This is a genomic window from Nostocoides japonicum T1-X7 (assembly GCF_001046855.1).
In the GTDB taxonomy this organism is placed as follows: domain Bacteria; phylum Actinomycetota; class Actinomycetes; order Actinomycetales; family Dermatophilaceae; genus Nostocoides; species Nostocoides japonicum.
On record NZ_HF570958.1, the window covers coordinates 96,852 to 109,223 of the forward strand.

Sequence of the window (12,372 nt, forward strand, 5' to 3'; positions counted from 1 at the left end):
GTGACCCGAGCGCTTGACCGCGTTGTGGTGGTGTCTGATGAGTGCGACGATCACAGGTGGTTCAGGCGGATCGGAGTTTCCTGGCTCGTTCACGCCTATCCTCGCCCGGACTCGGACGATCTATCGACCAGTCGGACCGGTGGCATACGACTGCGTCAAGGTGATCGTTGTCCGGGACGGGAGCGCCGTGCTGTACAGCGAGTTCGGGCAGCGACCGGTCAAGTGTGGCGATGTGGTCCTCCTAGCCGCCAACACACTGTGCGCGAGTGAGCCGGAGGACCATGTGACGGTGACGACGCTATACGCGGACTCCGACTATGTGGTGGATCAGGTCTTCTGGCAGTACGTGAGTGCGATGCACGATCGGCTCGACGCGCAGGAGTTCGCCGCGACCATCTACACAGAGCCTGCGCAAATCATCGGCCTGGGAATGGACCGGTCAGGTGTTCTCATGCCCTGGCTCGACGAGCTGGTTACTCTCAGCCTTGAGAATCGACCGATCGAGAACTTCTTCCGCACCCAGTCCCTGTGGTTCTCGGTAGCGCATGTGATCGCGCCGTTCATCACTACCTCTGCCATCCGCACGTCGTCGACTCAGCGAGCGACGGGCTACCCGTCCTTGCCTCGACATCGGAAGTTCGCGCCATTGCGGCAAGAGGCGCGAAGGCTGGCGCAACTCTTGCGCGCAGACCCAATGCGCACGTGGTCTGTGACTGAGATGGCCCGCGAGGTGCATTTGTCCAAGTCGCAGGTTGGCCGCGTATTCGTTGAGGCCTTCGGCAAGTCGCCAATTGCATATCTGACGATGCTCCGCACGGAACGCATGGCCGGGCTGCTCTGCACCACGGATACGCCGATCGCTGGGATCGCCCAGGAGGTGGGGTGGCGAGACCCCGACTTCGCCGCCCGTCAGTTCCGTCGCAGCGTCGGCGTGACTCCTAGCAAGTACCGTGCGTTGAGTCGTAGTGCCACCTCCGAGGTGCCTGGCTGATGCCCACGACCGTCCAAGAACCGCACGCCAAGACCGCCGAGTGTTCACCCGGGCGAAGGCAGCAACGCCCGCCCCTGCGGTCCGATCACTCCGGACGCATGCAGCGCAAGCAGGTCGCGACATCACCGGCGAGAATGGGGGTGTGACTGTGGAGCTTGTGCATGTCGAGGCATTCTTGGTGGTGGCCGAGGAGCTGCACTTCGGGCGTGCCGCAGCGCGGCTGCGGGTGGATGCCGCACAGGTGACCCGGCGGGTACAGGTGTTGGAGCGCTCGGTCGGCGCGCGACTGTTGGAGCGAACGAGCCGACGTGTCGCACTCACGCCGCTGGGACGGGACGTGCACGCATCGCTCCAGCCGGCCTACGAGGCCCTGATGGCCAGCCTTGCGATTGCTCGTACGGCGGCGGAGAGCACCGAGGGGCATCTGGTGGTCGGCTTCTCCGATTCCGCGGCGGGGCACGAGGTCGATGAACTGTGTCGACGTTTCGAGGGGGCGCATCCGGAAGCGAGGCTGGAACTGGTCAACGTGGGCCTGCGGGATCAGGTGCAGGCATTGGAATCGGGCGAGGTCGATGTCTTGATCAGCTGGCTCGCACTCGCGGGCGGCGAGGTGGAGGCTGCTGCACCACTGGCGAGGCGGCAGCGTGTGCTGGCGGTCGGCGCCGGTCACCGACTGGCACGCGCACAAGAGGTGTCGGTCGAGGAATTGCCCGACCTGCGGTTGCCGAAGTGGGTTCCCAGCGACCCGTTCTTGGTGCGCATGGTGGAGGCGTTCACTCCGGAGGTGACACCGGGCGGTCGTCCGATTCCTCGCAACGGCCCCGAGGTACAGACCCTCAACGACATGGCGTCGGCGATCGCCCGGGGCAAGATCGAGCACGCGACAGTCGAGGGAGTCGTGCTGTTCGAGGGAAACCCCGAGATCGTCGTTCTCCCGATCAGTGGGCTTCCGCCGATGGAACTCGGCTTGCTGGTGATCCGTGGGCCACAGAACGCGCGGGTGCGAGCGTTCCTCTCGGTCGCGGCGCGGCTGTCTGCCGAGGCAGCTGAACAGGCGTAGACGCGGGGCCGACTCGAAGACAGCCCGCTGCCGGCACCGGGAAACCTGTCCGGTGGTTCACGCTCACCCCGGAGTGCGGGCCGGGTACGAGAGGATCAGCTCGATCTCTTCGTGAAGCCCATCGTGGTCGAAGGGCGCGATTTCGCAGAGCGCCGCCGTTCGTTCAGCGAGCCTGGCGAACAAGTCGACCGTTCGTCGTAGAGCGGCCACGGTGTCGGTTGCGTCCAAGTGCCCCCAGCAGCCGAGCAACTGAGTGCGGACATCGGTGTCCATCCATTCGTTCATCCGCCTGGCGTGATAGCGCGTGTCGTAGGCGGTGCCGTAGCGGGCGAGGTGGTCCCATTCGATCATCTGCAGGAGGTTCCATTTCAGGTCTTCGTCCCGAATCTTCGCTGGCCATAGTTCGTCTCGGACGACGGCTTTGGCGCACATCAAGGCGGCGGCGTAGGCCTCGTTGACGCAGGTATGGAAAGACTCCGCGTCGGGCAGGCTCCGCTGCGGCGGAACGCAATGCAGTGAGCGCGCCTGACCGTCCTTATCGAGCAGCACGGTGAACGGGCGCTCGTAGGTCGCCGTGGCGAGCTCGTCAGCCGTGATGAGCGTGAAGTCAAGCTTGCCGCCGGTGAAGTAGATCAGACGGGTGGGCTGTCCGTTGTCGTTCTCGGTCCTTTCCACGACCAGAACCCGGCCCTACGTTGACCACCAAGACTCGTCGGCCAGCAGGGGCTCCACATCCCGCGCAAAGACTTCGATGTCACGGTCGGAGAGGAGATGTGTTTCGTGAGCACTCGCCGATCCCGTCATCACGAGGCCTCGGACGTTGTCGTTGTGCTCGGCCCACCGAATCAGCTCTGCGATGACCTGCTCGTAGTTCATGTGCCCATTCTGTCAAGGGTGCTAGATCGGCCGCAGACGAACGAGACTCGGCCCGGCCAGTGTGCTTCAGGCTGTGTAGAAGTCGGCCAGGATGGGGCCGAGCAGTGCCGGGTCGGGGGCGTGGCCGGCGACTTCGATGACGGTGCGCTGTGCGTGCGGGATGAGTGCGGCGGCGGCGTCGGCGGCGGCGCCGAAGAAGTCGACGGGGAGTGCCGCCATGTGCGGGTCGACGGTGGCTCCGGTCGTCAGCAGTACGGGTTGGGCGATGGTGGCGAGTCGGGCGGCGGGTGGGGGTCCGTCGCCGAGGCAGGCGGCGTCGTAGCGCAACGTGGGCGCGAGGGCGCGCATGCCTGGCCAGAACGGTGAGGCCTCCGCGCCGGCGATCTGCTCATCGGGCGAGCCGGCGAGCCGCATGAACAGTCGCAGCGCCTCGTCGGGGTCGTCGGCGTCCAGCGTGGCGGTGAGGGCGGCGGTGTAGGCGCGCCAGGCGGCGATCATCTCGTCGCTGATCTGGTAAGGGACCTCGTGCACGGCGACCCGGTCGATGGGGAGCCCTGCCGCGGCGGTTTCCAGGGCGAGCGCGCCGCCCGAGGATGCTCCGAACAGATGCGCACGCCCGCCGTTGGCCGCGATCACGGCGGCGAGGTCTTCGATTTCACGTTGCATGGCGTAGGGCTGGGTGTCGCCGCTGTCGCCTCGTCCGCGGCGTCGATAGTTGACCACCGTGAACCCGTTCGTCAGGTGCTCGCCCAGGGGGATGTTCTCGGTGCCGTCGTCCAGGCCCCCGGCGACGAGAACCACGACGGGTCCGGTGCCGCTGAGCCGGTCGTACCCGATCAGGGTGCCGTCGGCAGAGGTCGTGTGTGTCATGATCCGCTCCTTCACTCGATTGCTCCTACTTTAGGAGTAATAAGTGTCAGAGTGCAAGTAGTATGTGGGTATGCGGAGCTATCGGGACTTGTGCGGGATCGCCCGCGCCCTCGACGTCATCGGCGAGCGGTGGGCGTTGCTCGTCGTGCGAGAGCTGCTGTTCGGGCCGAAGCGGTTCGCCGACCTGCATCGCGGCCTGCCGGGCATGAGCCAGAACGTGCTGACCCAGCGCTTGCGCGAGCTGGAGGAGTCCGGCGTGCTCGCGCGGCGACGTGCGCTGCCGCCCGCGACCGGGCTGGTCTACGAGCTCACCGAGCACGGTCGTGACCTGGAGCCCGTCCTGCTCGCACTCGGACGCTGGGGCAGCCCCCTGCCCCCCGGGCCGGACTCGGCCACCGAGCTGAGCCCCGACGCATTGGTGACCGCGTTGCTCACGACCTTCCAGCCGCACCTCGTCACCGGCGTGAACGGCACCGTCCAGGTGCGACTCCCCGGTGACGCCTTCGTTCTCACCGTCCATAACGAGAGCCTGAACGTCACCCGAGGCGACACGGCGGCCGACGCCGTTCTCGCCGGTGGCGTCCGCGCCATCCAAGACCTCGTCTTCGACAATCGACCCCTGGACGACGCTATCCGCAGCGGCGACGTCCACATCGACGGAGACACTGCGCTGCTGACCCGAGTCCTCGCGGCCTTCAACGACCACCGCACGTCCTGATCACGTGTCTTCGGTCGTGACGCCGATGTGTGTTCTGAGCGCGGCGAGGATCGCTCGCGTGGCGGCGGACGGCCGGGGTCTGTCGCGCCAGACGACGCCGAGAGCGGATGCCGCGTGCGTGGACAACAGGGCGATGTGGGCGAGGTCGGTCGGCGGGTCGGCGCGTGAGCTGGTGAGGACTGCGACCCCCATGCCGCGTGCCGCGAGCGCTCGGGCAGTCGTGGGGAGGGTGACCTCCCAGGCGACCGGGGTCGGTAGCCCCTCGGCGGCCATCATCGCGTCGTAGGCGGTCCGCATCCCGGTGCCCGGGGTGAGGCAGATCACCGGTTGGTCGAGCAGCTCGGCGGGCGGGATGTCCGTGCGCTGCGCCCACGGATGGTCCGGTGCGACGATGGCGGTGACGCGCTCGTTCAGGGCGATCCAGGAGGCGAGGCCGGCACGAGGCTGGCGTGGCCAGGAGACGACGGCCAGATCGAGTCGTCCTTCGGCGACGTCTTCCTGGACGAGCGCGGAGGTGCCCTCGCGCAGAGTGAGATCGAGCCCCGGGTGCGCATCGTGGACCAACTGGAGGGCGTCGAAGAACGGCGGCCAGGCCAGGCCGGCGACGGCGCCGACGGCGACCGTCCCCCGGAGCAGCCCGTTGAGCTCGTCGGCGACGGCGTGCACCTGCTCGAGCTCGGTGGCGGCCCGGCGCAGCTGCTCCAGCACGGGCTCGCCGGCAGGGGTGATCTGGATGCCGCGCGAGGTGCGGTGGAACAGGGTGACGCCGAGCTCCCGCTCCAGCAGCGCGACCTGGGCGCTGACGCCGGACTGGCTGACGTGCAGGAGGTTCGCGGCCGCGGTGAAGGACCGCTGCTCGGCCACCGCCAGCGCGTATCGGACCTGATGCACTTCCATCAGCATCAATGCTAGCTCGAAGCAGCAACATCTGTTGGACTGCTGGTAAGAATCGGCGCACGATGGCCGTATGAGAACCACATCCGCACGAAAGCTGATCGGCGGGGCGCAACTCGCCACGTCGACGGTCGAGGGCGTCGCCCTCTCGACGATCGTTCTTCAGGCCACTGTCGAGGTCGGGTTGCCGGAATCGACGGTCGGGATGATCCTGGCCGCCGGCGCGGCATCCGCGATGCTGCTGGCGATGCCGCTCGGGCACCTGGCCGACCGGTGGGGACTCGGCCGGGCGACGGCACTGTTCGCCGCCGTGGGAGCCTCGGCCCTCGTCGGCTACGCGCTGATGGGCTCGCCGGCGGGGTTCGGCGTCGCGGCGATCGCGTTCGCCGTGGCGCAGTCCAGCTCCGCCGCGGCCCGGCAGGCCCTCGCTGTGGCGGGACCGCCGCAGGACCGGCTCGTGATCCGGGCGACGATGCACACCCTCCTCAACGTCGGCATCGGTGTCGGCACCGTGATCGGCGCCATCCTTGCCGCCACCGGACTCGGACCGAACGTCCGCGCCGCCTACGCCGCCGGGGCAATCGTCATGGCAGCGACCGCGGCTGTCGCGCTCGCTCTTCCCCGACCTCCGCACAGGCCGACACGCTCGACCGGCAGCCCCGTGGCGGCGGCGTGGCGCGATCCTCGGTTCGCGCTGGCGAGCGGCCTGGCCGCGGTCATCCAGCTGACCATGCCGGTGCTCGCCGTCATCCTGCCGCTGTGGCTGATCCACCGCACCGCCGCTCCGATGTGGCTGCCCGGCGTCGCGCTCGCCGTCAACACGATCCTGGTCATCGCGTTCCAGCGCCCCACGGCGGCTCGGGTCGCCACGCCGCAGGCGACCTCGCGCGCGGCGGTCGCCGCCGCGGTCGGGCTGGCCGTCGCCGGGATGCTGCTCGCGGCATCGAGTGTCTGGACGTCACCGGGCGTCGTCGTAGCGATCGTGGTGGCCGGCATCGCGGCCCTGACGCTCGGAGAGGTGTGCGGCGGCATCGCCACGTGGCGCGTCGCCCTCGACGACGTCCCCGCCGAAGCCGAAGGCAGGTATCAGGCCGCGTTCGCGATGTCGACCGGCCTCGCGCGCATCGCCGGCCCGGCGCTCGCCCTGCCTCTGGTGATGACCCTCGGCTCGGCCGGATGGCTCATCCTCACCACCGTCATGGCGCTCGCCTGCCTCGGGATCGCAGGACTCGCCCGATCGCAGAGCGTCGTCAGCCGCCGGATCGAACCCGACGCCATCCCGGAGCTCGTCCGCCCTGCGACACCGGCCTCCCTCGCCACCCGACCCGCTCACCACCGAGACAGTGATCGCTGTGCCGCGTGAACGGCATCGTTGCGGATGCCTCAGCGGCCGTTGCGGGACTGCTCGTTGATCGCCGTTCCCGCGGGTTGGAGCCTTGATCCATGACCGGAAGCCATCGACACGGAAGGGAGCGGACGTCATGTTTCTGGTGACGGGAGCCAGCGGCAACGTCGGCCGCGAAGTGGTCGCGACGTTGCAGGACAAAGGCGCGCCGGTACGCGCGCTCCACCGTTCCCGCCGGGACGAGCTGCCGGCCGGGGCGGAGGTCGCGCAGGGCGATCTGAACGATCCCGACTCCCTGGCCGGCGCGTTCGACGACGTGGAGGGCGTGTTCCTTCTGCCGGGGTACGCGGACATGCCGGGACTCGTGCGACTGGCCGAGCGCAGCGGCGCACGCATCATCCTCCTGTCGGGTCCGTCGGCGGATTCCCGCGACCTGAGCAACGCCGTCACCGCCTACATGGTCCGCTCCGAGGACGCGGTGCGTGCCGGCGATGTGCCGTGGACGGTCCTTCGGCCCAGCGGGTTCATGTCCAACACCTTCCAGTGGGTTCATCAGCTCTCCTCCGCCGACGTCGTCACATTGCCGTTCGCCGGGGTGCCGATCGCGTGGATCGACCCGGCCGACATCGCCGCCGTCGCCGTCCTCGCCCTGACCGAACCAGGGCACGATCGCGCGACGTATCGTCTGACAGGGCCGCGATCGCTGATCCCGCCCGAGCTGGTCGCGACGCTCGGCCGTGCGCTCCACCGTCAGCTCGAGTTTCGGGCCGAGACCGACGACCAGGTGAGGGAGCGGTTCGCCCGCGAGCTGCCGCCCGCCTACGCCGCAGCCTTCCTCGACTTCTACGTCGACGGCGCCCTCGACGACTCCCGGGTGCTTACCACCGTCGCCGAGCTCACCGGCCAGCCGGCGGGCACGTACGAAGACTGGGCCGTGCGGCATCGAGACGCCCTGCTCGCCGCTGCCGGGGAAGGGGACCGGTCATGAGCACCGTCATGAGTCGCCGCCTCGATGAGCTGACCGCGGCCGTCGAGAACTCCGTCGTCTTCTGGACGGTCTTGGCGGAATCCCGCAGTGATCTCGTGTCTACGGCCCCCGGGGTTCGCGCCTTCAACGGCCCGTACACCTGTCGGGTGATCATCGACGATCCAGATCGTGCCCGTGCCGCCGACGTCGCGTCCATCATCGAGCAAACGTCCGCGCCGGTCACCGTCGAGGACGCGTTCGGCGCGGTCGATCTGACCATGCTCGGCCTGGTCCCACGCCAGCTACCGGTCATGGTCCGTGAGCCGGGCGCACCCGCCGGAGCGGCGATACCGCCGGGGGTCACGATCGAGACCGTCGTCGCCGACGACGCCCTCGCCATCGCAGATCGCGTCATCGTCACCGGATTCCCCGTCGAGGACTTTCCCGTCGGGCGGCTCCTGGGCCCATCCCTGCATCACCGCGCCGAAGTCACCCTCGCCCGCATGTCGACCGATGCCGACGCGGCCGAGACAGTGGGGGCGTGCATCCGCGTGCCGAGCGCACGCACGGATGGCATCTACTGGCTCACCACACTGCCGCACGCGCGCTCCCGCGGTATCGGCCGAGCCCTCATGAACGACGCGCTCCAGAGCGCGACGCAGCCCGTGAGCCTCACCGCCTCACGCCCCGGCCGACCGCTGTACGAATCCCTCGGATTCCGCACCATCAGCCAGTCGAACTGGTGGACACGACCGACCTGACACGCCGCGAACACACGGCATCCACCCGAATCAACCGAAGGAGAAACACCATGCCCACCACACTTGCCCCCGCGCCGGCCGCGACCCAGGTCCGGCTCGACTTCGACGCCCTCGCACCGCGGTTCGCGGCAGCGATGGCCCGGCTCGACGGCGTCGCCGGCGTCGGCCTGCAGCCGCCGCTGCGCGAACTCGTCCGCATCCACGCCTCCACCATCAACGGCTGCGCCTACTGCATCGACATGCACACCAAGGACGCCCGCGCCGGCGGCGAGACCGAGCAACGGCTCTACGCCCTGCCGGCCTGGCGAGAGACCGACTGGTTCACCCCGCGCGAACAGGCGGCCCTCGCCCTGACCGAAGCGGTCACCGTCCTCACCGACGGACATGTGCCCCGGGAGGTCTTCGACGCCGCCGCCGCACAGTTCGAGCCGGAGGAGCTCGCGCAGCTCATCGCCCTGCTGGTCACCATCAACGCCTGGAACCGCATCGGCGTCACCACCCGCTGCTGGGAACCCGGCACCTACCAGCCAGGAGCGTGAGCATCATGTGGACCACAGAAGTGACCGGCGACAGCGCCGCCACCCCCGCGGAGGTGTTCGCCGTCCTCGCCGATCCCGAGCACTGGCACGAGTGGAACGACGGCGTCGCCGGCATCCGGATGAACGGCCCCTTCGCCGCCGGTGCCACCGCCGTGATGGTCTTCCCGGATGCCACCGAGCTGCCCTTCACACTCGCATGGGTGGAGCAGGATCGCGGCTTCGAGGACGTCACCGAAGTGCCAGGCGCCGGCGTGACCGTCCACGTCCGGCACGAACTCGAACCGACCACCGCGGGCACCCGGATCACCTACCGGTGCACCGTCGACGGCCCCGACCCGACCGCCGGCGACGTCGGAGCAGGCGTCAGCGCCGACTTCGGCGACGTGATCGCTGCCCTCGCCGCCCGCGCCGAACACCGATCATTGTGAGTCGCTTCGATGCCGTCCGTCACCCCCGTTCGCCTGGTGACGGCATCGAGGCGCGTCCCGCGACCCATGCGATGCCGGCGAGGTGGCCGTCCGAAATCGAGGCGCTACGTGCCCTCACTCCCGCCGAGGCCGAGGGAATGTCAGATTCTTTGTGTAACTGGCTCGGCTTAGTTGGACCCGAGGCGGTCGCCGGAGGTCATGGTCAAGACGTTCAGGATGTTCTTCCAGCCGGCGATCTGGCCGGTGGGGTTGGCCCGGTTGGGTCGTCGTTCGCGGATGACGAGGTAGAGCACCTTCAGGGCTGACTCCTCGTCGGGGAAGTGTCCGCGGCGCCGGGTCGCGGCGCGGAAGCGGGCGTTGAGGGACTCGATGCCGTTGGTGGTGTAGATCAGCTTGCGGATCTCGACCGGGAACTCCAGGAACGGGATGAACTCGGTCCAGGAGCGGCGCCACATCGCGACCATCGCCGGGTAGCGGGCCTCCCACTGTTCGGCGAAGTCCTCGAACGCGTCCTGCGCGGCATCGACGGTGGGCGCGGTGTAGATCAGCTTCAGCTGGCGGGTGATCGCCTGCCAGTGCGCCTTGGACGCGTAGCGCAGGCTGTTGCGCACCAGGTGCACCACGCAGGTTTGCACGGTGGCTTGGGGCCAGGTGGTCGTGATCGCCTCGGGTAGGCCCTTGAGGCCGTCGCAGCAGACGATGCACACGTCGAGGATGCCACGGTTGCGCAGGTCGGTGAGCATGTTCAGCCATTGCTTGGCCCCTTCCCCGCCGCTGGGTCCGACCCACATCCCGAGCACGTCCCGCTGCCCGTCGACGGTGATCCCGACCGCGACGTACACCGGCCGGTTCGCGACCCCGCCGGAGCGGACCTTGAGCACGATCGCGTCGATCAGGACCACCGGGTACACCGCGTCCAACGGGCGGGCCTGCCACTCACGCATGTCCTTGAGGACTTGGTCGGTCACCCGCGAGACCAGGTCCTTTGAGATCGTGGTGTCGTACACGTCCGCCAGGTGGTTGACGATGTCGCCGGTGGTTAACCCCTTGGCGTACAGCGAGATCACGTTGGCGTCGAACCCGGGCAGGCGCCGCTGGTGCTTGGGCACGATCACCGGCTCGAACGTGCCGGCCCGGTCCCGCGGCACCTGCAGGCGCACCTCGCCGATGTCGGTGCGCACCGTCTTGGCGCTCGAGCCGTTGCGCGAGTTCTCACCGTTGCGCCCGGTCGGGTCGTGCTTGTCGTAGCCCAGGTGCGCGGCCATCTCGGCCTCCAACGCGGACTGAAGGACCTGCCGGGTCAGCGCGGTCAACAACCCGCCCTCGCCGGTCAACGCGATCCCGCGCTGCGTGGCCGATGCCACCAGGTCCTGCGCCAACGCGCTCATGTCAGGACCATCCAGCCCGAGCCGGACCAGCTCCCCACTCGACCCTTCGGCTCCCTCACGGTCGCCCTCGAACTCATCCATGGCGTGATCTTCCTTCCGGCCCCACCCGCAGGTGAGGACCTCACGCGGGTCTGTCCGATGATCGGTGTAACTGGCGTTTCTCATTAGAGGTTCTCCGCGGCCGGCATCCGGTCTTCGAAGGTGACGGCGAAGGCGTTGAGGGCCGGCTTCCACCGGGTGACCCATCGTGCCTGTCCCAGGCCCTTGGGGTCCAGTGACCGGGTGACCAGGTACAGCGTCTTGAGGGCGGCCTGCTCGGTGGGGAAGTGTCCTTTGGCGTTGACGGCGCGCCGGTAGCGGGCGTTCAGGGACTCGATCGCGTTGGTCGAGCAGAGGACCTTGCGGATCTCAACGTCGTAGTCCAGGAACGGGATGAACTGTTCCCACGCGGCCCGCCACAGCTTGGGGATGGCCGGGTAGGGCTTGCCCCACTTCTCTTCGAACTCCTCGAACGCCGCCCACGCCGACGCGGCGTTCGCGGCCGTGTAGATCGGGCGCAGGTCTTTGGCGATGGCCTCCCAGTACCGCTTGGAGGCGTACCGGAAGGTGCCGCGGATCAGGTGGACGATGCACGTTTGGACGATTGCTTGGGGGAAGACGGCGTTGACGCTGTCCGGCAGCCCCTTCAGCCCGTCGCAGACGATGAAGAACACGTCGGCGATCCCGCGGTTCTTCAGGTCCGTCAGCACGCCCATCCAGAACTTCGCCGACTCCCCGGCGCCGTGGCCGGGCCACAAACCCAGGACGTCGCGGTGCCCGGCCAGGTCGACCCCGATCGCGGCGTAGAACGGCTGGTTGCCGACCTGCCCGTCACGGACCTTGACCATGATCGCGTCGATGAACACCGCGGCGTACACCCGCTGCAGCGGCCGCGACGCCCACGCCTGCATGTCCTCGATGACCTTGTCGGTGATCCTCGAGACGGTGTCCTTGGACACCGACGCCCCGTAGATCTCGGCGAAGTGGGCGCTGATCTCCCCGGTCGTCAGGCCGCGCGCGTACAGCGACAGCACGATCGCGTCGACGTCGGTCAGCCGCCGCTGCCGCTTCGCCACGATGACCGGTTCGAAGGACCCGTCCCGGTCCCGCGGCACCTCGATCTCCACCGGGCCGGCGTTGTCGGTCAGCACCGTCTTGGCGCGGGTCCCGTTCCGGGAGTTGGCGCCGTTACGGCCCTCGACGGCGTGCTTGTCGTAGCCGACGTGCTCGCTCATCTCTTCCTCGAGGGCGGCCTCGATGACCTGCTTGGTGATCGCCTTCAGCAGCCCCTCGGGGCCGGTCAGGTCATCACCCCTGGCGCGAGCGGCCTTGACCAGCTCGCGCACCGCGTTGCGCTCCGCCTCCTGGGGCGTGAGCGTCTTCTTGGCTGCCTTCCGCAGTGGGCTCACGCCCACCAGTGTCTCGGTCATTCCACTGACCTTCCTCGCTGACGCATCAGCGGGTCGGGCCAGTTACACCGTTCGTCGGACAGTCTC

The 12,372-nt window shown here is 68.5% G+C and carries 12 protein-coding genes and 1 pseudogene; 8 read left to right on the forward strand and 5 right to left on the reverse strand.

From position 1 onward, the window contains the following. The first annotated feature begins 37 nt into the window (after positions 1 to 37). Together BN12_RS00485 and BN12_RS00490 are read left to right on the forward strand one after the other, a co-directional pair. Entirely contained in the window at positions 38 to 991 is a 954-nt protein-coding gene (locus tag BN12_RS00485; RefSeq protein WP_083454288.1) for a helix-turn-helix domain-containing protein, read from the forward strand. A 142-nt stretch (positions 992 to 1,133) separates the two neighbouring features. After that, complete coding sequence (locus BN12_RS00490; RefSeq protein ID WP_048549570.1) at positions 1,134 to 2,051, forward strand: LysR family transcriptional regulator; 918 nt, start codon at positions 1,134 to 1,136, stop codon at positions 2,049 to 2,051. Between the two features lie 63 nt (positions 2,052 to 2,114). Here BN12_RS00490 and BN12_RS00495 read toward each other — a convergent pair. Next, positions 2,115 to 2,927 (reverse strand): annotated as a pseudogene (locus tag BN12_RS00495) (aminoglycoside 6-adenylyltransferase). A gap of 66 nt (positions 2,928 to 2,993) precedes the next feature. Beyond that, the gene (locus BN12_RS00500; protein WP_048555842.1) at positions 2,994 to 3,797 is read right to left on the reverse strand and encodes an alpha/beta fold hydrolase; all 804 of its coding nucleotides are present in this window, start codon (positions 3,795 to 3,797) and stop codon (positions 2,994 to 2,996) included. A 70-nt stretch (positions 3,798 to 3,867) separates the two neighbouring features. Here BN12_RS00500 and BN12_RS00505 point away from each other — a divergent pair, with 70 nt between their 5' ends. Continuing rightward, the gene (locus BN12_RS00505; protein WP_048549571.1) at positions 3,868 to 4,515 is read left to right on the forward strand and encodes a winged helix-turn-helix transcriptional regulator; all 648 of its coding nucleotides are present in this window, start codon (positions 3,868 to 3,870) and stop codon (positions 4,513 to 4,515) included. Here BN12_RS00505 and BN12_RS00510 read toward each other — a convergent pair whose 3' ends face one another. Next, complete coding sequence (locus BN12_RS00510; RefSeq protein ID WP_162233004.1) at positions 4,516 to 5,412, reverse strand: LysR family transcriptional regulator; 897 nt, start codon at positions 5,410 to 5,412, stop codon at positions 4,516 to 4,518. Between the two features lie 70 nt (positions 5,413 to 5,482). On the opposite strand from BN12_RS00510, the gene BN12_RS00515 reads away from it, so the two are divergent. The 5 genes from BN12_RS00515 (at position 5,483) to BN12_RS00535 (ending at position 9,449) form a co-directional block, all read left to right on the forward strand. Continuing rightward, entirely contained in the window at positions 5,483 to 6,772 is a 1,290-nt protein-coding gene (locus BN12_RS00515) for an MFS transporter (RefSeq protein ID WP_048549573.1), read from the forward strand. Between the two features lie 118 nt (positions 6,773 to 6,890). Next, on the forward strand, positions 6,891 to 7,742 hold the full coding sequence (locus BN12_RS00520) for an NAD(P)H-binding protein (protein WP_048549574.1): 852 nt from the start codon (positions 6,891 to 6,893) through the stop codon (positions 7,740 to 7,742). Further along, positions 7,739 to 8,482, forward strand: a complete 744-nt coding sequence (locus BN12_RS00525; protein WP_048549575.1) for a GNAT family N-acetyltransferase — start codon at positions 7,739 to 7,741, stop codon at positions 8,480 to 8,482. Before BN12_RS00520 ends, BN12_RS00525 begins: the two co-directional genes overlap by 4 nt. Positions 8,483 to 8,532: 50 nt before the next feature. Further along, entirely contained in the window at positions 8,533 to 9,021 is a 489-nt protein-coding gene (locus BN12_RS00530; RefSeq protein ID WP_048549576.1) for a carboxymuconolactone decarboxylase family protein, read from the forward strand. A gap of 5 nt (positions 9,022 to 9,026) precedes the next feature. After that, entirely contained in the window at positions 9,027 to 9,449 is a 423-nt protein-coding gene (locus tag BN12_RS00535; RefSeq protein ID WP_157635260.1) for an SRPBCC family protein, read from the forward strand. A 167-nt stretch (positions 9,450 to 9,616) separates the two neighbouring features. Here BN12_RS00535 and BN12_RS00540 read toward each other — a convergent pair whose 3' ends face one another. Both BN12_RS00540 and BN12_RS00545 read right to left on the reverse strand, forming a co-directional pair. Beyond that, entirely contained in the window at positions 9,617 to 10,837 is a 1,221-nt protein-coding gene (locus BN12_RS00540; protein ID WP_048555843.1) for an IS256 family transposase, read from the reverse strand. A gap of 164 nt (positions 10,838 to 11,001) precedes the next feature. Next, positions 11,002 to 12,306, reverse strand: a complete 1,305-nt coding sequence (locus BN12_RS00545) for an IS256 family transposase (protein WP_157635264.1) — start codon at positions 12,304 to 12,306, stop codon at positions 11,002 to 11,004. Positions 12,307 to 12,372: the final 66 nt, after the last annotated feature.